Genomic DNA, 20,257 nt, shown 5'->3' on the forward strand with positions numbered 1-20,257 from the left:
CGCACGGACGAGCTTACCCGCCGAGGGCGGTAAAGGTAAAGGGAACACCAAAGAATGGTCACGGGCGGGTAGTGCGCCGGGCCTCCGCCACCCGGTCCAGTGCCTGGTCGAGGACCCTGCTGCCCTGCGGGGGCAGGTCCGGTTCGAAGGTCCAGGCGTGATGGACCCAGGGGTCGGCGAGGTGGTTGTCGGGCACCGGCGAGAGCCGCATCAGGGAGCGCCACAGCGGGTCGAGCAGCGGCCCGTAGGCCGAGGCCTCGTCGCGGTCCGCCACCATCAGCAGGTGCACGCCGACCGCCGCGCCCTCGTCGGCGAGGTAGCGCAGCTGGGTGACGGCGCGGTCGTCGAAGCCGTGCGGGAAGTCGTGCACGATCAACAGCTGGTCGGCCGTGTCCACGTCCGGCGGCAGGTCCTCGGGGGCGCCGGCCCGCAGCGCCATCTGTACGAGGTCCACCCGCCGGGTCAGCCGTGCCAGGGTCTGGGTGACGCCGGTGGCCCCGGCGGCGGGCGGACCGGCCAGCACCCCGGCGCGTACGAGCGGCGCCAGGGAGGCGGATCCAGCCCCGGCCGCGTCGATGACTTGCACGGAGAACCGGTCGGCGGGGTGGACGGCGAGCAGCCGGACCGCCAGGGCGACGGCCATGTCCATGGCGGCGCGGCGCAGCCGGTCGGTGTCCATGGTCATCGCGGCCTCGGAGCCGGTGCGGCCGTTGTCGATCCAGAGTCCGCGCTCCAGCGGGACCCGGGTCAGCATGGGGATGCGCAGATCGGGCCGCTCGGGCAGGTGCAGATCCCCCAGACGCAGGGCCAGCGGGTTCTCCTCGGGCGTGCGGTGACCGTGCCAGACGGGGTTGTCCCAGCGGGCGTACGCGGCCGGCAGCGCGGGCTCGACCACCTCAGACTCCGCGATCAGCTGGGCCAGGTCCCGGTCGAGGACGGCCTGGGCCTGGGCGACGAGCTCATCGCGGCGGGCCCGCGCGGTGTCGCGTGCGGCGTTCCCGGAGCCGCCGAGGCGGTGGCGCGGGTCGGACAGGGCCTCGTCGAGCTCGCGGTCCATGCGGGAGTCGGCGAACTCGACGGCACTGCGGTAGGCGGCGACCGTGCGGGCCAGGTCCTCGAACATCCCCCAGACCTGGTTGTAGAGCCGCTCCTCCATGGACCAGCCACTGGCGTCCCCGGCGACGGGCCGCGGGTGCTGTCCGGGTTCCTGCGGCGCGGCGGCCCGCGGCGCGGGCTCGGGCGGCTCGGTGCTGGTGCGGCGGCGCCGCGGGTGGGCGTAGCTGATGGTGGGCGGGGAGCCCGCGCTGTCGCCACCGGGCGCGGGTCCGGGCGTACCGGCGTACGGGTGCCCGGAGACGGGGACCGGGTCCGGCGGTTCAGGGGCGGGCGCGGGGGCCTGCGCCGGGGTCTGCGGGGCGCGCAGGTCGCCGACGAGGGTCGGCCTGGCCGCGAGGGTGGCATCGGCCCCCGCGGTACGGGAGGTGGTGCCGAGCGCGGCGGCGGCCAGCTCCGCGGCGGCCGGTGCGGGCAGCCCGCCGTCGGCGAGCAGGGCGCCGAGGCCGTCGGCGTAGCCCTGGCCCACGGCACGGACCTTCCAGGCGCCCTGGCGCCGGTACAGCTCCAGGGCGACGACGGCCGTCTCGGCGTCGAGCCCCGTCAGGGTGTAACCGGCCAGCTCGGCGCCTCCCGGGTCGGCCACGGCCACGTAGGAGGCCGGTACCGCACCGAAGCGGACCGGGCCGCCGGGCGGGAGGACGAGCAGTACGCCGAGCCGGTGGACGTCCGCCGCGACCTCGTCGAGGTCGACGGCGAAGGTATGCCGCTCGGCGAGCTCGCCCGGCGCCTCCACGCCGGGGAGGGACCTGGCGCCCGGGTGGGCGAGTATCCCGTTGCCGGCGAACCGGCCCTGTTCGTCGGCGAGCGAGGCCAGGGTGAGCACGGGTGTGCCCGCCGAGACCCTGATCTCCACCCGGCTCTGGGACACGGGGTGGTTCTGCCCCCGGACCAGTTCGGCCGTCATCGTGCAGCCCCTCCCCCGTGCCTTCTTCTCTTGTCCGGTACTGCTACAGGTGCGGCAGGATCGCCGGCATGAGGTCCTGGAAGGTGCGGCCGTTGGCCGGGTTCCCGAGGGCCGTCATCTGCCAGCCGGCGCCCGAGCGGGACACCTTGGCCATGATCTGCGCGGTGTACTGACCGCCGCCGTCGAGGGTGTAGCGGGCCATCTCCTGGCCGTTGGTCTCGTCGACGATGCGGCAGAACGCGTTCTGCACTTCCTGGAACGTCTGGCCGGTGAAGGAGTTCACCGTGAAGACGATCTGGTCGATGTGCACCGGCACGCGCTGGAGGTCGACGAGGATCGCCTCGTCGTCCCCGCCCTGGCCGACGCCGCCGACGAGGTTGTCACCGGTGTGGCGCACCGAGCCGTCGTCGCTCTGCAGGTGCCGGAAGAAGACCACGTCGACGGGCTGCTTGTCGGCGAAGAGCACCGCCGAGGCGTCGAGGTCGATCTCCCGGGTCCGCGAGCCGAACAGTCCGCGGCGCTTCGCCGCCTGCCAGCCGAGGCCCATACGGACCGCGGTCAGCGTGCCTCCGTCCGCCTTCTGCAGACTGATGGCCTGACCCTTGGTCATGTTGACCGTCACGTACTGTCCCCTCTCCCTGGCCCGCCCCATGATGAGCGTGCAGCGTGTACCTGCGGCTGAGACCCAACCCTACTGACCGGCTCCCGGTCAGGCGAGGCCCGCTTCCTTCATCTGCCGCAACTCCTTCTTCAGCTCGCCCACCTCGTCCCGGATCCGGGCCGCGACCTCGAACTGGAGCTCGGCGGCCGCCCCGCGCATGCGCTCGGTCATCTGCTCGATGAGCGCGGCCAGTTCGGCTGCGGGCCGGTCGGTGAGCACCTCGGCACCCGCCGTCCCCTTCGCGCCCTTCGCACCCTTTCCGCCGGTCTTGCCCGCGGCCGCCCGGCCGCCGAGCGCCGGCACCGGGGCCTTGGCGCCCTTGCCGTCCTTCGCCTGCCGGTATCCGGTGCCGAGGAGCTCCTCGGTGTCCAGTTCCTCCCGGGCGATGGTGGCGACGATGTCGTTGATCTTCTTGCGCAGCGGCTGCGGGTCGATCCCGTTCGCCGTGTTGTAGGCGATCTGCTTCTCGCGGCGCCGGTTGGTCTCGTCGATGGCCTTCTCCATCGCCGGGGTCATCTTGTCCGCGTACATGTGGACCTGGCCGGACACGTTGCGCGCGGCGCGGCCGATGGTCTGGATCAGGGAGGTCCCGGAGCGCAGGAAGCCCTCCTTGTCGGCGTCGAGGATCGCCACCAGGGACACCTCGGGCAGGTCGAGGCCCTCGCGGAGCAGGTTGATGCCGACCAGGACGTCGTACTCGCCGGCCCGCAGCTCGCGCAGCAGCTCGATGCGGCGCAGGGTGTCCACGTCGCTGTGCAGGTACCGCACCTGGATGCCGAGCTCCAGGAAGTAGTCCGTGAGGTCCTCGGCCATCTTCTTGGTGAGGGTGGTAACGAGGATCCGCTCGTCCTTCTCGACCCGCTGCCGGATCTCGTGGACCAGGTCGTCGATCTGCCCCTCGGTGGGCTTGACCACGACCTCGGGGTCGATGAGGCCGGTGGGGCGGATGATCTGTTCGACGAAGCCGTCGCCGCGCGAGAGCTCGTACTTTCCGGGGGTCGCCGACAGGTAGACGGTCTGGCCGATGCGCTCCTGGAACTCCTCCCACTTAAGCGGCCGGTTGTCCAGGGCGGACGGCAGCCGGAACCCGTGGTCGACCAGGGTGCGCTTGCGGGAGGCGTCGCCCTCGTACATGGCGCCGATCTGCGGCACGGTGACGTGCGACTCGTCGATGACCAGGAGGAAGTCCTCCGGGAAGTAGTCGATGAGGGTGTTGGGCGCGGAGCCGCGCTCGCGGTCGTCCATGTGCAGCGAGTAGTTCTCGATGCCGGAGCAGGACCCGATCTGGCGCATCATCTCCAGGTCGTACGTGGTGCGCATGCGCAGCCGCTGCGCCTCCAGCATCTTGCCCTGCTTCTCCAGCTCGGCGAGGCGCTCGGCCAGCTCCGCCTCGATGCCGCGGACCGCCTTCTCCATGCGCTCGGGGCCGGCGACGTAGTGGCTGGCGGGGAAGACGTACAGCTCGCGGTCCTCGCTGATGACCTCGCCGGTCAGCGGGTGCAGGGTGGAGAGGGCCTCGATCTCGTCGCCGAACATTTCGATGCGGACGGCCAGTTCCTCGTAGACCGGGAAGATCTCGATCGTGTCCCCGCGCACCCGGAAGGTGCCGCGGGTGAAGGCGACGTCGTTGCGCGTGTACTGGATGTCCACGAAGCGGCGCAGCAGCTGGTCCCGGTCCGTCTCCTCGCCCACCTTGAGCGAGACCATCCGGTCGACGTACTCCTGTGGGGTACCGAGGCCGTAGATGCAGGACACGGAGGCGACGACGATCACGTCGCGCCGGGTCAGCAGCGAGTTGGTCGCGGAGTGGCGCAGCCGCTCCACCTCCTCGTTGATCGAGGAGTCCTTCTCGATGTACGTGTCCGACTGCGGTACGTAGGCCTCGGGCTGGTAGTAGTCGTAGTACGAGACGAAGTACTCGACGGCGTTGTTCGGCAGGAGCTCGCGGAACTCGTTCGCCAGCTGGGCGGCGAGCGTCTTGTTCGGCGCCATGACCAGGGTGGGGCGCTGGAGCTTCTCGATCATCCAGGCGGTCGTCGCCGACTTGCCGGTGCCGGTCGCACCCAGCAGGACGACGTCCTTCTCACCTGCACGGATGCGCTTCTCCAGCTCGGCGATGGCCGCCGGCTGGTCGCCGCTGGGCTGGTAGGGGCTGACGACCTCGAAAGGCGCCACCGTGCGTTCGATCTTCGATACGGGCCGCATGGGTCAACCGTACGACCCCCCACTGACACGCACGCGCCCCGCGGGCCGGCGGCGCGCTCCGGCCGCTCCCGGCCGCCCGGGCCGCTGTCATTCGTTCTGGTCCGTTTGTCGTAGTTCGGTGGCGGCTCAGTGATCTTCAACCCCATGATCGCGGTGAAGTGCATCGCCACAACGTCTGCCGCTCCGCACCCGTCTGACGCAGGAACAGGGCTCACGACCCGAGGAGAACGCACATGTACGTCCGACCCGCCGCCGCGGCCGCCGCCGCATTCCTGGGCTTCACTCTCACCCTGCTGGGCGGGACGGCCTCGTACGCCGCCACCGGTCCCGGATCCGCCACCGGCACGGAAACCGGCACCGGCACCGGCACCGGCCGGGCCGCGCTGGGGGGCCCTGTCGTGTACGCCCACCGGGGGGCCTCCGCGTACGCCCCGGAGAACACCCTCGACGCGATCGACCTGGCGATGCAGATGGGCTTCGACTGGGTCGAGAACGACGTGCAGCGCACCAAGGACGGCGTGCTGGTGGTGATCCACGACGACACCCTGGCCCGCACCACCGACGTCGAGCAGCAGTTCCCGGACCGCGCGCCCTGGAAGGTCCAGGACTTCACGGCGGCCGAGATCGCCCGGCTGGACGCGGGCAGCTGGTTCGGCGCCGAGTACGCGGGCGCCTCCGTGCCGACCCTGCGGCAATACCTCGACCGGGTACAGCGCAACCGGCAGCGGCTGCTGCTGGAGATCAAGAAGCCGGAGCTCTACCCCGGGATCGAGGAGCAGACCCTGAAGGTGCTGGACGAGGCCGGCTGGCTCGACGCGCGCCACGTCGCGCAGCGCCTGGTGGTGCAGAGCTTCAGCGCCGACTCCGTGCGCATCGTGCACGCGCTGCGCCCGGACCTGGTGACGGCCTTCCTGGGCACCCCCACCGTGGCGGACCTGCCGCGCTACGCGGAGTTCACCGACCGCATCAACCCGTGGCACACGACGATCTCGGCCGACTGGGTCTCGGCCGTGCACGGGCTGCGCGGCGCCCACGGCAAGGCCATGGAGGTGGACACCTGGATCGTGGACGACGCGGCCACCGCCCGGAAGGTGCAGGCCATGGGAGTGGACGGGATCATCACCAACGCCCCGGACGTGGTCCAGGACGCGGTCGGCGGGTTCTGATCCCCGGCTCCCTGTCCCCCGTCCGGGCAGGCGGGCAGGCGGCGGGCAGGCGGGCGATGCGGCCGACATCCACAACCGTGACCGCTGTGTCGGCGGGTGGTCGTACCGTGGACGCGTGGACAGCACCGAGCGGCCCCGCGGGCCGCACCTCGAATGGACCGTCGTCGCCAGCGACATCGGCCCTCTGCTCCTGGCCGCGACCCCGGAAGGCCTGGTCCGGGTCGAGTTCCATGCCGAGCCGGACCGGGTCGACAGGATGATCGGCCCGCTCGTCTCCCGGCTCGGCGCCGACGCCCGGCGCCCCGCGCCGGGCGAGGAAGTACTGCTGGCCGAGCCGATACGCCAGCTCACCGCGTACTTCGGGGGGTCGCTGCGCCGCTTCGACCTGCCGCTGGACTGGCGCCTGAGCTCCGGCTTCAACCGGCAGGTGCTCCAGGAGCTGGACCGCTCCGTGCCCTACGGATCGGTCGTCGGCTACGGGGAGCTGGCCGCCCGCGTCGGACAGCCCGGCGCGGCCCAGGCGGTGGGCAACGCCATGGGCTCGAACCCGCTGCCGCTGGTGGTGGCCTGCCACCGGGTCGTGGAGAACGACGGGGGCATCGGCGGATTCGGCGGCGGGGTGGAGACCAAGCGGCAGCTGCTCGCGCTGGAGGGCGTGCTTCCGCAGCCGCTGTTCTGAACGGGGCCCTGACCTGCGGACCTGTCCCGCGGACCGGACTGCGGACCTGGCTGCGGACCGGCCGGGCTCCGGCACGGTTCCGCCCGGCGGTAAGGGCTGGCACACTGCGGCGGTGACTACTCCTGCCGCCGCACCCGGCCTCCCCGCGTCCTCCGCGCCCCGTGTCACGCACCCGCGAAGCCGGTGTACGCCGTGACCGCCTCGCCCGGTACCGACCGGCCCGTGCGGCCCCTCGGCCCGCCCGAGCTGGCCCGGCTGCAGCGCCGCACCTCCCGGGTCCTGATGGCCGGCCAGGTCCTCGGCGGCCTCGGCGTGCCGATCAGCATCGCCCTGGCCCCCGTACTCGCCACCGAGGTCAGCGGCACGGAGGCGCTGTCCGGCGTCGCCTCCACCGCCGCGGTGATCGGCACCGCCCTCGTCTCGCTGCCGCTCGCCGCGCTGATGAACGCGCGCGGCCGGCGCCCCGGGCTGGTCCTGGCCTACGGGATCGGCGCCGCCGGAGCGGGCCTGGTCGTCCTCGCCGCCACGATCAAGAGCTTCCCGCTGCTGCTGCTCGGCATGGCCGCCTTCGGCGCCGCCTCCTCCGCCAACCTGCAGGCCCGGTTCGCCGCCGCGGACCTCGCGGCCCCGGACCGCCGTGCCCGGGCCATCTCGGTCGTGGTCTGGGCGTCGACCGTCGGCGCGGTCCTCGGGCCCAACCTGTCCGCACCGGCCAGCCGCAGCTTCGCCGGCACCGCGATACCCGAGACGGCGGGCCCGTTCGTATGGGCCGCCGCCGTCTTCCTGCTCACCGGCACGCTGATCGGCGTATTCCTGCGCCCCGACCCGCTGCTGACGGCCCGGGCGCTCGCCGCGCCCGAGGAGCAGACCCGCGAAGGGCGTTCGCTGCGGGCCGGCTTCGCCGCCGTGAAGGCCTCGCCGCGGGCCCGGCTCGCGCTGCTCACCGTCGCCGTGTCGCACACCACCATGGTCTCGATCATGGTGATGACCCCGATGGACCTGGGCCACCACGGGGCCGGCCTGGAGCTCATCGGGCTGGTGATCAGCGGTCACATCGCGGGCATGTTCGCCTTCTCCCCCGTGATGGGCTGGCTCGCGGACCGGCTCGGCCGGCTCTCCGTGATCGGACTGGCCGCCGGGCTCCTGTCCCTCGCCGCGCTGCTCGCCGGAACGGCCGGGCCCAGCCACGGCCGGAGCGCGCTCGGCCTCTTCCTGCTCGGCCTCGGCTGGTCCGCCGGGATGGTGTCCGGCTCGGCCCTGCTGACGGACTCGGTGCCGCAGCCCGCGCGGGCCGCCGTACAGGGGCTGAGCGACCTCACGATGAACGCGGCCGCCGGCCTGGGCGGAGCGGCCGCCGGGCTGATCATGTCCGGGGCGGGCTACGGCTGGCTGAACGCCGTCGGCGCCGCGCTGCTGCTGCCGATGGCTGCGCTTGCGCTGTTCACGGCGCGCCGCCACCCCGTGCCCGTGCCGGTGCCCACGACCGCGTCCGCGTCCGCCTCCGCCAAAGGCGTCAGTAGCTGATGTGGTAGGCCTTGCGCAGCGTCTCGTGCACGGTCCAGGTGGTCCGGTCGCCCTCCCGGAGCACGCAGGCGGAGCCGGGGCCGACCTCCAGGGTCTCGCCGCCCTCGACCTCGACGGTGGCGCGGCCGCTGACCACCACGAAGAGCTCGTTCGCCTCGACGTCGGTGACGACACCGGGGGTGATCTGCCAGATCCCGCGGACCTGCTTGCCGTCCGCCGACTCCCACAGGACCTTGCCCGTCACGACGGGCTCGCCGGAGACGATCTGCCCGGGGTCGAGGTCGTCCGCCTCCAGTTCTACGTCCGTGACGGAGACGGAGAAGGAGGCGGCGGCGGAGTGATCACTGGTGCTCATGGCGCGCCAGCCTAGTGCGGCCCGCCCCGCGGCGCGGTGACCACAGCGTCCAGGAACGGCCCGGCCGGCGAGTCACCCTGTCCAGTCGGACCGGGGCGCCGGGCGGTGAGGACCGGCTGGAGGAAGCCGGTGTCCGCCGGTGCGTGCCAGACCGTCTCGCGCAGGCCGGCCTCCCGGGCGAACCCGGCGGTCCGCTCCTGCGGCAGTGCCCAGTACGTGGCTCTCGACGTCCGCGTGGTCCAGGTGTCACCGGTCGGCAGCAGCTGGAAGAGCTCCACGTCGTACCGCTCCCCGTCGGCGTGCCAGTGCCACAGCTGGAAGGTGATGGTCCGCCCGTCGGGGCCGGTACGGACGCGCGGGGCCTCGCTCTGCGGGCGGGTCCGGAGCAGTTCGCCGTAGGGGCGGGTGGAGAGCAGCAGCAGTCCGCCGGGGCGCAGCACCCGCCGGGTTTCGGCCAGCGCGGCGCACACGTCCTCAGCGGTCAGCAGGTGGGGCAGGGCGTTGTCGGCGCAGACCACGGCGTCGAAGGAGGCGTCCGCGAAGGGCAGGGCGCGCATGTCGGCGACGGCGACGGGCAGGGCGAGCGAACGCTGTGCGGCCTCGCGGGCGGCGCGGGCCACGGAGACGGGGCTCAGGTCGGTCCCGGTGACCCGGTGGCCCAGTGCCGCGAGGCCCAGCGCCTGGGTTCCGATGCCGCAGGCGTTGTCGAGCACCGTGTGCGGACCCGGGCCCAGCGCGGCGGTGAGCAGGGCGTCGAGGGCCCGGCCCTGCCGGGTGACGGAGGCGTCCCAGTCCGCGTAGATGAGGTCGTAGCGGTCGGCCAGCTCGTCGTAGAAGCCGCGCGTGTCCATGGGGGAACGCTACTCGGACAGGTTGGGACGGGTGTGGCGGGAGGGTGTTTGGGGGCGTCAATCCCGTGCCATGGATGGGGACATGTCACAGCACAGAGCATCTGAGATCCCGGTCCTGTCGGCAGAGGTACGCGAGGCACTCGCCCGGGGAAAGCCCGTGGTGGCCCTGGAGTCGACGATCATCGCGCACGGTCTGCCCCGCCCCCGCAACCTGGCGGTGGGCCTCGAACTGGAGGCCCTGGTCCGTGCGGAGGGCGCGGTTCCGGCGACGATCGCGGTCATGGACGGGGTGGCGTACGCGGGCCTGGACAAGGCGCAGCTGGAGCGGATCGCGGGCGGCGAGGGCGTGCGCAAGCTCGGCCACCGGGATCTGGCGCCCGCGCTGGCGACGGGCGCGACCGGCGCGACGACGGTGTCCGCGACGGCCTTCCTCGCCGCCCGGGCGGGCCTGCGGGTCTTCGCCACGGGCGGGCTGGGCGGCGTGCACCGGGAGTGGGCGCAGACGCAGGACGAGTCGGCGGACCTGTCGCTGCTGGCGCGGACGCGGATCACCGTGGTGTGCGCGGGGGTGAAGTCGATCCTGGACGTACCGGGCACGCTGCAGCGGCTGGAGACGCTGGGGGTGGGGGTGCTCGGCTACGGGACGGACCGTTTCCCCGGGTTCTATCTGGCCGACTCGGGCGAGCCGGTGGACTGGACCGTGCACGGGCCCGGGGAGGTCGCCGCGGTGATGGCCGCGCAGGACGCGCTGGGCGGCGCGGACTCGGCGCTGCTGGTGGCCAATCCGGTGGCGCGGGAGGAGCAGCTGGATCCCGAGCTGCACGACCGGGTGCTGGCGGAGGCGCTCGCCGAGTGCCGCGAGCGCGGGATCACGGGGCAGGCGGTGACGCCGTTCCTGCTGGGGTTCCTGGCACGGGCGACGGACGGGGCCTCGCTGGAGGCGAACCTGGCGGCGGTACGCGGCAACGTACGGCTCGGCGCCCGGATCGCGGGGGCCTGGGCGGCGCGGGCATGACCGGGCCGGGGGCGCTGCTCGTCGTCGGGGACGTGGTGACGGACGTGGTGGCGATACATCCGGAACCACTGGCTCCGGACACCGACACGGCGGCCCGCATCCGGACCCTGCCGGGCGGGGCCGGGGCCAACGCGGCCTGCTGGGCGGCCCGTACGGGGACCGCGGAGGTACGGCTCCTGGCGCGGGTGGGCGCCGAGTCGGCGCGCTGGCACGAGCGGGCTCTGGTGGACGCGGGGGTGCGGCCGCGGCTGGTGATCGACACCCAGGAGCCGACCGGGACGGTGGTCGCGCTGGTCGGCAAGGACGCGGAGCGGACGTTCCTGACCGACAGCGGGGCCTCGCTGCGGCTGTGCCCCGCCGACTGGACCCCCTCCCTGCTGGACGGGGCGGCCCATCTCCACCTGTCCGGTTATCTGTTCTTCGCCGACGGCAGCCGGGAGCTGGCCGTGGTCGCGCTGCGGGCGGCCCGGACCCGGGGGGTGCAGGTGAGCGTGGACCCCGCCTCGGCCGGATTCCTGGCCGGCCTCGGGCCGCAGCGCTTCCTGGACGCCGTGGCGGGGGCGGACGTCCTGCTGCCGAACGAGGACGAGGCCCGGCTGCTGGCCGGGCTGCCGGAGCCGGCGGGGGTGGCCCGGGCGGCGGCGGAGCTCAGCCGGCGGGTGCCGCTGGTGGTGGTGACCCGCGGCGCGGCCGGGGCGCTGATCGCCGAACGCGGCCGGATCACCGCCGAGGTCGAGGCGGAGCCGGTCGAGGCGGTGGACTCCACGGGCGCCGGGGACGCCTTCACCGGGGGCTTCCTCGCGGCCCGGCTGGAGGGGGCGGACCCGGCCGAGGCCGCCCGGGCCGGGTGCCGGGCCGCGGCCCTGGCGGTGACCCGGACGGGCGGTCGGCCGTAGGGGGTGTCCTCCTTGACCGGGGCCGGCCCTGCCCGGCCCGTCAGCGGCTGCGGATGCCGGTCCAGGCGGGGTGGCGGGGGTCGTCGGCCCGGACCACCGCGTCGGCGGCCGACGCCGGGTCGGTGTCGGCCTCGTAGCGCGCGAAGGCGGGCAGCGTCCAGCGCGCGGACTCCTCGGTGCGGCGGGCGAGCGCACCGGCGGAGAGCCGGATGTGCACGCTCAGGTCGAAGGGGAACCAGTGGCCCAGCAGCAGCGGGCCGTGCACGAGCAGCACGCCGCCGGGCGGGAGTTCGGCGTACGGACTGCGGGTCGCCCGGTCGGTCACCGGGTCCCAGAGGTCCGGCAGCACCCGCCCGCTGCCGCCGGGGTCGGTCGGGCCGAAGACCTCCCTCCAGAGCGCGGCCGTGTCGTACCAGCCGCCGAGGTAGGAGTCCACGTCCTGCCGGCCGAACTCGAAGCGGAGGGAGGCCGGCCGCAGGAAACCGTCGGCCGGCACCACCAGGGACGGGCGGCCGCGCAGCCGCAGCGCCTCGGCGAGTTCACCGGCGAGCACGCCGGTCCCGGCGGCGGGGGCGCCGTCGATGCCCACCCGCTGCCAACTGCCCCGCCCGGGGGCATGGTCGGGGTCGTCGAGGTGACCGGCGAGCCGCTCGGCCATCCGCTGCCATGTGATCGCTTCCCACTGCACGGGCCCATTGTCAGTGGTGGGCCTTAGCGTTTTTCACGAGGGATCACCGGCCGAAAGGGAGCCGGCGGCGCTGCCTTTGGGGAGAGGTTTGTCATGGCTCGGGAGACGACGTATCTGGAGCTGTCGCAGGACGACGGCGCGGCGCACAAGTTCTACGAGGTGACGGTCGACGGCGCGGCCGTGTCCGTGCGGTACGGGCGCATCGGTGCGGACGGCCAGCTGCAGACCTCCGCCTTCCCGAGCGCCGAGAAGGCCCGCGCGGCCGCCGCGAAGAAGATCGGGGAGAAGGTGCGCAAGGGGTACGCCCCGGCCGTGCAGGGGCAGCGCGCCGCCCGCTCGGTGACCCGCCGCCAGGTGGCCTCGGCGCCCTCGACGGCGCGCGCGGTGGCGCCGGTGCTGTGGCGCTTCCGGACCGGTTCGTCGGCGTTCGGCATCCATGTGGACGAGGACCGCTGCTGGGTGGGCAACCAGGCGGGCGATGTGTACACGCTGAGCCACGGCGGCGAGGTGCTCGCCCGGTATTCGCTGCCGGACGGGGTGAAGTGCCTGGTGGCGGACGAGTTCTGGATATACGCGGGCTGTGACGACGGCACGGTGTACGACCTGTCGTCGAAGGTGCCGTTCGGGGCCTACGCGATCGCGGCGGACGTGGACATCTACTGGCTCGACATCCACGAGGGCGTGCTGAACGTCTCCGACGCGAACGGCGGCCTGACCGTCATCGACCACGAGGACGAGCACCAGTGGTCGCGGAAGTCCGGCGGGACGGGCGCCTGGATGGTCCGGGCGGACGAGCGGGCGGTCTTCCACGGGCACAGCGGCGGTGTGACGGCGTACGCGGCCGACGGCAGCGGGCAGTTGTGGCACACCAAGACCCCCGGCGGGGTGCTGTTCGGCTGGCAGGAGGACCACGCGGTGTACGCGGGCACGGTCCGCAACACCGTGCAGCGGCTCTCGAAGGCGACGGGGGCGGTGGAGGCCTCCTACGCGTGCGACGCCGCGGTGTACTCGTGCGCGACCTCGCCCGACGGGCGGCACGTCTTCGCCGGCGACTCCTCGTCCTCGGTTTACTGCTTCGACGCCGACGGCCGACGCCTGTGGAAGCTGGGGACGGGCGGCGGGTCGGCCCTGTCCATGCAGTACCTGGACGAGCGGCTGTACCTCGTCACCACGGACGGGTCGCTGGTCTGCGTGGACGCGACCGAGCAGGCGATCGCGGCGGCCCAGCAGGGCTCGGTGCCCGCGCCCATGGACGTGAAGTCGGCGGCCGCGCTCCCGGTGTTCACACCGGCCGCGTCGGCCTCGGCGGTGGCGACGGTCTCGGTGGCCGCGGCGCCGTCCGGCGGTGTGGTGGTGGAGTGTGTCCAGCAGGGCGGCCGGATGCGGGTGCAGGTGGTGTCGGACGGCTTCGAGCCCTCGTGGAACGTCCAGTTCCCGCGCGGGATACGGGAGCCCGGCGCCCGGTACGTGGTCGAGGGGCTGCACGCCGCCTCAGGGGGCTTCTACCGGGTCCGCGGAGAGATACGACGGCTTGTGTGAGCGGCAGGCCGCCTGCGTTGCCCCGGCCGGCGCCGGGGCGGGTATCGCGAAGGGGGTCCCGGCGGGAAGCGCGGGGGTCACGTAGAGCACGACCGGCTCGGTGCCGAGGTTGTGGCCCAGGTGTATGTGCCCTATGCCCGCGGGCTCCACGAAGGTGGTCCCGGCCGTGTGCACCTCGACGGAGCGGTCGTGCAGGACCCGGGTCAGGGTGCCTGCCAGGACCACCGCGTCCAGTCTGACCCGGTGGAAGTGCCAGCCGGTGCAACCGCCCGGCGGTATGACTATCTCCCGGCCAGTCGGAGCCGTGGCAACGCATGCTCCGCCCGGCCGTGCCGTCATCGTCCGCAGCCCACCCATGTGCCCCTCCTCGACGGACCTCCTGCGGTCCACCGCTCCACGGTAAAAGGGCCGCGGGTCATCCAGGAACAGTCGACGAAACATCAGCATGCCTTCTTCACCAGGTGATATGAGGGTCATACAGCGGTATCACATGTTCATGAGCCTGGTGGTTTTTGAGTCGCTGAAGCAGATCCACTGCGCCGACTGCCGGCAGGGCCCGCTCCGGCACCTCGTCCGCGAGTCCGGCGTACCCCGCTGCCTGGACTGTACGGATCTCGGCCATCTCGTCTATCTCCCACGGGGGGACACGGCGCTCACCCGCCGCTCCCGCGAGGCCAGTTCGCTCTGCGCCGTCGTCGTGCGCTTCAACAAGCGCCGGCACCGCTACGAGCGCCTGGGCCTCCTCGTCGAAGAGGCCGCGCTGGCGCGCGCGGAGCGTGCCTGCCTCGCGGACTCCGAGGCGCGGGCGCGCCGCCGGGAGCGCGACCGGCGGCGGCGTGCGGCCGAGGACACCCGGTTCACGGCGGCCTTCGCCGCCGAGATCGTGCGGCTGTTCCCCGGGTGTCCGGCCGACCGGGCGGTGGCGATCGCCACCCATGCCTCGGTGCGCGGCAGCGGCCGGGTGGGCCGTACCGCGGCCGGCCGGGCCCTCGACGAACTGGCGGTCTCCGTCGCGGTGCGGGCGGCGGTGCGGCACACCGACACCGAGTACGACGCCCTGCTGATGGCGGGTGTCCCCCGGTTCGCGGCCCGTGCCCGGCTGGCCCCGCGGATCGACGCCATCCTGGACGGGTGGCGTACGCCGCCTCCGGCGCAGGCGTCCACGCCCGCTCCGGACCTGTCGGCCTGACCCCGCTCAGCTGAGGCGGAAACGGCGGTAGAGGAGCACCCCGCCGAGGAGGAGCACGCCGCCGCCGGGCAGCAGGTAGCCGACGCCGTCCGAGCCGGTGTGGGCGAGCGCCTCGCTGTGCCGCGGCGGGGCGGGCGGCGCCGGGCGCGGGGCCGGGGGCGCGGGCGCGGGCGGAGGCGGGGTCACCGGCTGTTCGACGACCGGCGGCTGGGCGGGCTTGCCACCCGTGGGCTCCTCGCCGTTGACGGACGTGTTGCCGTGGGAGGAGTTCCCGACGCCGACCACGCTCACCGCGTTGCCGCTGATGTTCAGGGGGAGGTCGACCGGAAGCTGGAGCCCGTTGCCGGACAGCACTCCCGGAGAATCCTTTCCGCGTCCCTCTGCGACGGCGCCTCCACCGTTCCCGCCTCCTGGTTTCGCGGGATCCGCGGAGCGCGTACCGGAATGCCCGCCACCACCACCCGGGGCCTCGTTGCTACAGCGGTTCCCGGCGGCCGAGTTGAGCACGCCGACCACGCTCACGGTGTTCCCGCACGCGTTCACCGGGATGTGCACCGGCAGTTGTACGAGGTTTCCGGACAGCAGCCCCGGCGAGCGCTCGGCCCGGCCACCCGCGTCCGCGTCGGCGTAGGCGAATCCGCCCACACCCGCGACCGCCAGTCCGCCTCCCGCAACCACCGCCGCGATCACGCCATTCCGACGACTGTGACGCATCAGTTTCCCTGCCTTCCGGAGGAGTTCGCGGGTGATGTCCCCGCACCGGAGACAACGCTCTGACCCCATTCGGGTTATAGCGGCGGTAGGCATTTCACTCAATCGTGTACTGGGTAGTGGGTATTTCATGACCGATCGCCCGCTGCTCCTCCTCGACGTGGACGGCCCCCTCAACCCGTTCCGCTCTCCCCTCGCCGGCTTGCGCGGATACCGGAGCCACCGGATGTGGCCCGACGTCTGGCTCTCCTACCGCGACCCGGAGTCCCGCAGGGCCCGGCGCGGCGCCCGGGTCCGCCTCCACCCCTCCCACGGCGCCCGGCTGCTGGCCCTGCCCTTCGAGCTCACCTGGGCCACCGCCTGGACGCACCAGGCCAACACGATGATCTCCCCGCACATCGGGCTGCCGGTTGACCTCACCGTCGTCGAGTGGCCCGAACTCTTCGCCGACGACCCCGACGGCCTCTCCTGGAAGACCCGCCACCTGCGCGACTGGGCGGCCGGCCGCCCCTTCGCCTGGGTCGACGACATGATCACCCCGCGCGACCGCGCCTGGGTCGCCGAGCACCATCCGGCGCCGGCCCTCCTGCTGCGCATCCACCCACGCCACGGCCTCCGCGACCGCGACTTCACCACCCTGACCCGCTGGGCCGAGGGCATCAGCCCAGCAGAGCGCTGACCGGGTCCGGGGAGGGGCGGCCTGTCGGCCACCAGTCCTGGTCGCCGTGGCGGTCCTCGTAGGCGTACCAGAGGCCCTCGCGGCCGAGGCGGAGCTGGCGGGTGCGGATCGTCAGGCGGTTGCGGTCGGGGCGGAAGGAGCCCTGGCCGGCGGCGAGCAGGGCCGGGCGGGCCCGGTCGAAGGGGCCCGCGGGCGGGTCCCAGGGCTCTTCGAGGGCGTCGAGGGCCGGGCGCCCGCCCTGGCGCCAGGCCGCGGCGGCCCGGGCGAGGTCGGTGGTGGTACGGCCGGTGGCGCGGGCCAGGTCCCGGTACAGGGTGCGGGCCGCGCCCGTCAGCCCCGCCGTGGGGTGCGCGGAGGCCAGCCGGACGGCGTCCTGCCACACGGTGAGCCCGGCGATCGGATCCTCGCCGGTGGTGAGCAGGGCCAGGGCGCGGGCGGCCGCGTCCGAGGCGAGCTGGTCGAGGGCCAGCGGGTCCGGCGCCGCCGGGTCGGCCGGGTAGGCGGGCGGAAGGCCCACGGCGGCGGGCGCGGAGAGCGGCGCGGGCAGCAGCGGCAGGCTGGTGCGGGCGAGCGCCGCCCGGGCCGGAACGCCGGGGAAGCCGGGCGCCGTGTCCGGCTGTTCGCGCGCGGCGTGGGCGGCGTTGCGGCGGGTCAGCTCGTCGAGCAGCTCCCGCTCGCCCCGGCCGCGCAGGAGCAGCAGGACGAAGGGGTCCTCGTCCAGGAGGCGGGCCGCCCGGTAGCAGAGGGCCGCCGCGTGCTTGCACGGCGGACGCCCGAAGTCCGGGCAGGAGCAGTGCGGGACCAGCTCGCCCGCCCCGGGCAGGACGGCCCCCGCGAGCGACTGCGGAACCTCCCGTTCCAGCAGGGCGGCGAGTGCCGCGGGGTCGGCCGCGACCGTCTCCAGCAGTTCGTCCCACTCCGGGTCCGCGAAGGCGGGCAGGGTCAGCTCGGTGCGGTACGGGCGGGGGCGGCTGCCCCGGACGTAGGCCACGATCCGGCCGGGGGTGACGGTGACCGCGCTGACGTGTCCCCCGTCCGCGTACGTACGCCCCCGGGCCAGGCGGGCCGCGTCGCGGGAGACCTCCTCCAGCGCCGACACCCAGGCCCGGCCCCACCAGCTCACCGCCTCGGCCCCGGCGGGCACGGTCTCGAAGGTGCGGCGGCGGTCGTCCCGTGCGGTGATCATCCGGGCCTCCGCAGGGAGACGAGGTCGGCCAGCTCGCGGTCGGTCATCTCGGTCAGCGCCGACTCGCCGGAGCCCAGGACGGCGTCCGCCAGGGCCCGCTTCGCCTCCAGCATCTCGGCGATCCGGTCCTCGACGGTGCCCTCGGCGATGATCCGGTGGACCTGTACGGGCTGGGTCTGGCCGATGCGGTAGGCGCGGTCGGTGGCCTGTTCCTCGACGGCCGGGTTCCACCAGCGGTCGAAGTGGATGACGTGCCCGGCCCGGGTGAGGTTCAGCCCGGTGCCCGCCGCCTTCAGGGACAGCAGGAAGACGGGGACCTCGCCCGCCTGGAAACGGTCGACGAGCTCCTCACGGCGCGGCACCGGCGTCCCGCCGTGCAGCAGCTGCGAGCTGATCCCGCGGGCCTGCAGGTGCCGTTCGATCAGGCGGGCCATCGTCACGTACTGGGTGAAGACCAGCACCGAGCCGCCCTCGGCCAGGATCGTGTCCAGCAGCTCGTCCAGCAGGGCGAGTTTGCCCGAGCGGTGCGGGATCCGGGGCTGCTCCTCCTTCAGGTACTGCGCGGGGTGGTTGCAGATCTGCTTGAGCGAGGCCAGCAGCTTCATGATCATGCCGCGTCGTTCCATGCCCTCGCTCGACTCGATCACGGCCATCGCCTCGTCCACCGCCGCCTGGTAGAGCGAGGCCTGCTCCCGGGTGAGGGAGACCGGATGGTCCGTCTCCGTCTTCGGCGGCAGCTCGGGCGCGATGCCGGGGTCGGACTTCTTGCGGCGCAGCAGGAACGGCCGGACGAGCGCCGACAGCCGGGCGACCGCCGCCTCGTTGCCGCCGTCCTCCTCCTGCTGGTGCTCCACCGGACGCGCGTGGCGGGCCCGGAAGGCGGTGAGCGGGCCCAGCAGCCCCGGCGTGGTCCAGTCGAGCAGCGCCCACAGCTCGGAGAGGTTGTTCTCCACCGGAGTGCCGGTCAGCGCCACCCGGGCCGGGGCCGGCACCGTGCGCAGCGCCTTCGCGGTCGCCGAATGCGGGTTCTTGACGTGCTGCGCCTCATCGGCGACGACCATGCCCCAGCTCTGTTCGGCGAGCAGGGCGGCGCTGGCGCGCATCGTCCCGTACGTGGTGAGGACGAACCCGCCCGCGCAGGACGTCAGGTCCTCGGTGCTGCGGCTGTTGCCGTGGAAGCGGCGCACGGGCGTGCCGGGGGCGAACTTCTCGATCTCCCGCTGCCAGTTGCCGAGGAGGGACGCGGGACACACCACGAGGGTGGGCTCCGGACGGTCCCGGTGCAGGTGCAGCGCAATCAGCGTGACGGTCTTGCCGAGGCCCATGTCGTCGGCGAGGCAGCCGCCGAGCCCGAGCGAGGTCATCAGGTCCAGCCAGGCCAGGCCGCGCGCCTGGTAGTCGCGCAGGGTGGCCTTGAGGGCGGCGGGCTGCGGCAGCGGGGCCTGCTCGCGCGTCAGGCGGTCCCGCAGGGCGGCCAGTGCCCCCACCGGCACGGCCTCGACCGTCGCGCCGTCGATCTCGGCCGTCCCCGACAGTACGGTGGCCAGCGCGTCGACCGGGTCCAGTACGCCCAGCTCCCGCTTGCGCGCCTTGCGCACCAGCTCCGGATCGACCCGCACCCACCGGTCGCGCAGCCGGACGACCGGCCGGTGCGCCTGGGCCAGCGCGTCCATCTCCCCCGGGGTGAGCCGGTCGCCGCCCAGCGCCAGCTCCCAGGAGAAGGCGAAGAGGTGCTCGGCGTCGAAGAAGGCGGTCCCGTCGGTCGCCGAACCGGGCGCGGTGGATCGTACGACGGCGGTCGCCGACAGCGTACGGGCCAGCTCGCGCGGCCAGTGGACCAGGACCCCGGCGGCGGCCAGCCGGGTCGCGGCCACCCCCAGCAGGTCCTCCAGCTCCGGGTCGGACAGGGCCAGGGCGTCGGGCACGGGCTGGTCCAGCAGGCGCAGCAGCGGCGGCCAGACCCGGGCGGCCCGGCGCAGCGCGAGCACGGCGTCGATCCGGGCGCGCGGGCCGAACCCGGCCGCTGCCGTGCCCGCCCACAGCTGCCCGGCGTCGGTGACCAGGGTCGGGTCGGCGAGGCTGTGCACCTGGACGACGGCGGCACCGGCGCGCCGGGTGTCGGCTTCCTCGGCCTCGTCGAAGAGCCGGAAGGAGGACAGGTCGAGCCGGAGCGAGATCCCGACGCCGGTGTCGGAGCCGGCCGCGACCTGCGCGGCCCAGTCCTGTATCCCGGGCACCCGCTGCGGCTCCCGTGCGGCGAACGGCCGCCCGGCGGCCACGGCCGCGGCCGGGGTGCGGGGCAGGCCGTCGGCGACGGCGTCGAGGAACGCGCGGACCAGTGCCTCCGGTTCGGGCAGCTGGAGCGGGCGGCGCCCGGCCAGGGGCGTCGCGTACCCCTCGTACGGCAGCGCGGCGGCGACCGCGCGGAGGTGATCGATGTCGGCGGCGTCGAGCGGCCCGGCGCGCCAGGCGTCGACGCCCTCGGGGGTGAGCCCGGGGAGGAGCCGGCCACGGGCGGCGAGGGTGAGCGCCTGCCGGGCGGCGGTGCCCCAGGCGCGGGTGGCGGGATGCGCGGCGGGGCTGTGGGGCGCCTGCGCGAGCAGGGGCAGGGCGGCGGCGACGGAGAAGGCCACCGCGGGCACGGTGCGGCTGCGGACCCCGTCGCCGTGGGGGCGTACGACGGTGAGCGGCGTGGGCTCGCCCGCCTCGGGCAGGGCGTCCCCGTCGGGCGCCCAGAAGACGACCCGCCCCTCGCGGGGGACGGCTGCGGGCAGGAAGACCACGGCATGGCGCAGCAGCGCGGCGGCCGGCGGCAGCACCGGGCGCTGCGGCTGCGGCTGCGGTGTCATGGTGCGTCCCCTCCCCGTCGGTGTCCCTGCGCATCTGCCGGTCC

The 20,257-nt window shown here is 74.0% G+C and carries 18 protein-coding genes; 8 read left to right on the forward strand and 10 right to left on the reverse strand.

Annotated features, from left to right (window positions below; genetic code table 11):
* Nucleotides 1–58: 58 nt before the first annotated feature.
* The 3 genes from ACFY04_RS00455 to uvrB form a co-directional block, all read right to left on the reverse strand.
* Complete coding sequence (locus ACFY04_RS00455; protein WP_389113478.1) at nt 59–2,020, reverse strand: TerD family protein; 1,962 nt, start codon at nt 2,018–2,020, stop codon at nt 59–61.
* 43 nt (nt 2,021–2,063) lie between these two features.
* Nucleotides 2,064–2,642, reverse strand: a complete 579-nt coding sequence (locus tag ACFY04_RS00460) for a TerD family protein (RefSeq protein WP_389113480.1) — start codon at nt 2,640–2,642, stop codon at nt 2,064–2,066.
* A gap of 87 nt (nt 2,643–2,729) precedes the next feature.
* Complete coding sequence (gene uvrB / locus ACFY04_RS00465; protein ID WP_389113482.1) at nt 2,730–4,886, reverse strand: excinuclease ABC subunit UvrB; 2,157 nt, start codon at nt 4,884–4,886, stop codon at nt 2,730–2,732.
* A 233-nt stretch (nt 4,887–5,119) separates the two neighbouring features.
* Here uvrB and ACFY04_RS00470 point away from each other — a divergent pair, with 233 nt between their 5' ends.
* From ACFY04_RS00470 to ACFY04_RS00480, 3 genes are all read left to right on the forward strand, one after another.
* Nucleotides 5,120–6,052: a glycerophosphodiester phosphodiesterase gene (locus ACFY04_RS00470; protein WP_389113484.1), complete on the forward strand. Its 933-nt coding sequence runs from the start codon at nt 5,120–5,122 to the stop codon at nt 6,050–6,052.
* Between the two features lie 115 nt (nt 6,053–6,167).
* Complete coding sequence (locus ACFY04_RS00475) at nt 6,168–6,731, forward strand: methylated-DNA--[protein]-cysteine S-methyltransferase (RefSeq protein ID WP_389113486.1); 564 nt, start codon at nt 6,168–6,170, stop codon at nt 6,729–6,731.
* A gap of 282 nt (nt 6,732–7,013) precedes the next feature.
* Entirely contained in the window at nt 7,014–8,255 is a 1,242-nt protein-coding gene (locus ACFY04_RS00480) for an MFS transporter (RefSeq protein ID WP_389113899.1), read from the forward strand.
* Here the strand turns inward: ACFY04_RS00480 and ACFY04_RS00485 are convergent.
* Nucleotides 8,245–8,610 (reverse strand): cupin domain-containing protein, encoded by a 366-nt coding sequence (locus ACFY04_RS00485; RefSeq protein WP_389113488.1) that lies wholly within the window; start codon nt 8,608–8,610, stop codon nt 8,245–8,247. The genes ACFY04_RS00480 and ACFY04_RS00485 overlap by 11 nt on opposite strands.
* A gap of 11 nt (nt 8,611–8,621) precedes the next feature.
* Nucleotides 8,622–9,461, reverse strand: a complete 840-nt coding sequence (locus tag ACFY04_RS00490) for a methyltransferase domain-containing protein (RefSeq protein ID WP_389113490.1) — start codon at nt 9,459–9,461, stop codon at nt 8,622–8,624.
* An 82-nt stretch (nt 9,462–9,543) separates the two neighbouring features.
* Between ACFY04_RS00490 and ACFY04_RS00495 the strand changes: the two genes are divergently transcribed.
* Both ACFY04_RS00495 and ACFY04_RS00500 read left to right on the forward strand, forming a co-directional pair.
* Entirely contained in the window at nt 9,544–10,476 is a 933-nt protein-coding gene (locus tag ACFY04_RS00495) for a pseudouridine-5'-phosphate glycosidase (protein WP_389113492.1), read from the forward strand.
* Entirely contained in the window at nt 10,473–11,372 is a 900-nt protein-coding gene (locus ACFY04_RS00500) for a carbohydrate kinase family protein (protein ID WP_389113494.1), read from the forward strand. The genes ACFY04_RS00495 and ACFY04_RS00500 overlap by 4 nt, the downstream gene beginning before the upstream one ends.
* Nucleotides 11,373–11,412: 40 nt before the next feature.
* On the opposite strand, the gene ACFY04_RS00505 is transcribed toward ACFY04_RS00500, so the two are convergent.
* Nucleotides 11,413–12,060: a uridine kinase gene (locus ACFY04_RS00505; RefSeq protein WP_389113496.1), complete on the reverse strand. Its 648-nt coding sequence runs from the start codon at nt 12,058–12,060 to the stop codon at nt 11,413–11,415.
* Nucleotides 12,061–12,153: 93 nt separating this feature from the next.
* Between ACFY04_RS00505 and ACFY04_RS00510 the strand changes: the two genes are divergently transcribed.
* Nucleotides 12,154–13,599: a WGR domain-containing protein gene (locus tag ACFY04_RS00510; RefSeq protein WP_389113498.1), complete on the forward strand. Its 1,446-nt coding sequence runs from the start codon at nt 12,154–12,156 to the stop codon at nt 13,597–13,599.
* On the opposite strand, the gene ACFY04_RS00515 is transcribed toward ACFY04_RS00510, so the two are convergent.
* Nucleotides 13,552–13,989: a cupin domain-containing protein gene (locus tag ACFY04_RS00515; RefSeq protein WP_389113500.1), complete on the reverse strand. Its 438-nt coding sequence runs from the start codon at nt 13,987–13,989 to the stop codon at nt 13,552–13,554. The two genes, ACFY04_RS00510 and ACFY04_RS00515, sit on opposite strands and share 48 nt — an antisense overlap.
* 106 nt (nt 13,990–14,095) lie before the next feature.
* Here ACFY04_RS00515 and ACFY04_RS00520 point away from each other — a divergent pair, with 106 nt between their 5' ends.
* Nucleotides 14,096–14,788: a DUF2293 domain-containing protein gene (locus ACFY04_RS00520; protein ID WP_373043105.1), complete on the forward strand. Its 693-nt coding sequence runs from the start codon at nt 14,096–14,098 to the stop codon at nt 14,786–14,788.
* Nucleotides 14,789–14,794: 6 nt separating this feature from the next.
* Here the strand turns inward: ACFY04_RS00520 and ACFY04_RS00525 are convergent, their stop codons facing one another.
* Nucleotides 14,795–15,502 (reverse strand): chaplin, encoded by a 708-nt coding sequence (locus tag ACFY04_RS00525; RefSeq protein ID WP_389113502.1) that lies wholly within the window; start codon nt 15,500–15,502, stop codon nt 14,795–14,797.
* Nucleotides 15,503–15,629: 127 nt separating this feature from the next.
* Here ACFY04_RS00525 and ACFY04_RS00530 point away from each other — a divergent pair, with 127 nt between their 5' ends.
* The gene (locus tag ACFY04_RS00530) at nt 15,630–16,178 is read left to right on the forward strand and encodes a hypothetical protein (protein ID WP_389113504.1); all 549 of its coding nucleotides are present in this window, start codon (nt 15,630–15,632) and stop codon (nt 16,176–16,178) included.
* On the opposite strand, the gene ACFY04_RS00535 is transcribed toward ACFY04_RS00530, so the two are convergent.
* Both ACFY04_RS00535 and ACFY04_RS00540 read right to left on the reverse strand, forming a co-directional pair.
* On the reverse strand, nt 16,159–17,364 hold the full coding sequence (locus ACFY04_RS00535; protein ID WP_389113506.1) for an SWIM zinc finger family protein: 1,206 nt from the start codon (nt 17,362–17,364) through the stop codon (nt 16,159–16,161). The genes ACFY04_RS00530 and ACFY04_RS00535 overlap by 20 nt on opposite strands.
* Nucleotides 17,361–20,213 carry a DEAD/DEAH box helicase gene (locus tag ACFY04_RS00540; RefSeq protein ID WP_389113508.1) on the reverse strand — a complete coding sequence of 951 codons (2,853 nt, stop codon included), beginning with the start codon at nt 20,211–20,213 and terminating at the stop codon, nt 17,361–17,363. Before ACFY04_RS00540 ends, ACFY04_RS00535 begins: the two co-directional genes overlap by 4 nt.
* Between the last annotated feature and the right edge of the window lie 44 nt (nt 20,214–20,257).

It is taken from the genome of Streptomyces sp. NPDC001549 (assembly GCF_042894025.1).
In the GTDB taxonomy this organism is placed as follows: domain Bacteria; phylum Actinomycetota; class Actinomycetes; order Streptomycetales; family Streptomycetaceae; genus Streptomyces; species Streptomyces kutzneri.

Bases quoted from the DNA above. Each gene is read 5' to 3' on its own strand.
- ACFY04_RS00455 (WP_389113478.1), bottom strand. From the start codon at position 2,020: ATGACGGCCGAACTGGTCCGGGGGCAGAACCACCCCGTGTCCCAGAGC.
- uvrB (WP_389113482.1), bottom strand. From the start codon at position 4,886: ATGCGGCCCGTATCGAAGATCGAACGCACGGTGGCGCCTTTCGAGGTC.
- ACFY04_RS00470 (WP_389113484.1), top strand. From the start codon at position 5,120: ATGTACGTCCGACCCGCCGCCGCGGCCGCCGCCGCATTCCTGGGCTTC.
- ACFY04_RS00480 (WP_389113899.1), top strand. From the start codon at position 7,014: ATGGCCGGCCAGGTCCTCGGCGGCCTCGGCGTGCCGATCAGCATCGCC.
- ACFY04_RS00485 (WP_389113488.1), bottom strand. From the start codon at position 8,610: ATGAGCACCAGTGATCACTCCGCCGCCGCCTCCTTCTCCGTCTCCGTC.
- ACFY04_RS00490 (WP_389113490.1), bottom strand. From the start codon at position 9,461: ATGGACACGCGCGGCTTCTACGACGAGCTGGCCGACCGCTACGACCTC.
- ACFY04_RS00495 (WP_389113492.1), top strand. From the start codon at position 9,544: ATGTCACAGCACAGAGCATCTGAGATCCCGGTCCTGTCGGCAGAGGTA.
- ACFY04_RS00500 (WP_389113494.1), top strand. From the start codon at position 10,473: ATGACCGGGCCGGGGGCGCTGCTCGTCGTCGGGGACGTGGTGACGGAC.
- ACFY04_RS00510 (WP_389113498.1), top strand. From the start codon at position 12,154: ATGGCTCGGGAGACGACGTATCTGGAGCTGTCGCAGGACGACGGCGCG.
- ACFY04_RS00520 (WP_373043105.1), top strand. From the start codon at position 14,096: ATGAGCCTGGTGGTTTTTGAGTCGCTGAAGCAGATCCACTGCGCCGAC.
- ACFY04_RS00525 (WP_389113502.1), bottom strand. From the start codon at position 15,502: ATGCGTCACAGTCGTCGGAATGGCGTGATCGCGGCGGTGGTTGCGGGA.
- ACFY04_RS00530 (WP_389113504.1), top strand. From the start codon at position 15,630: ATGACCGATCGCCCGCTGCTCCTCCTCGACGTGGACGGCCCCCTCAAC.
- ACFY04_RS00535 (WP_389113506.1), bottom strand. From the start codon at position 17,364: ATGATCACCGCACGGGACGACCGCCGCCGCACCTTCGAGACCGTGCCC.
- ACFY04_RS00540 (WP_389113508.1), bottom strand. From the start codon at position 20,213: ATGACACCGCAGCCGCAGCCGCAGCGCCCGGTGCTGCCGCCGGCCGCC.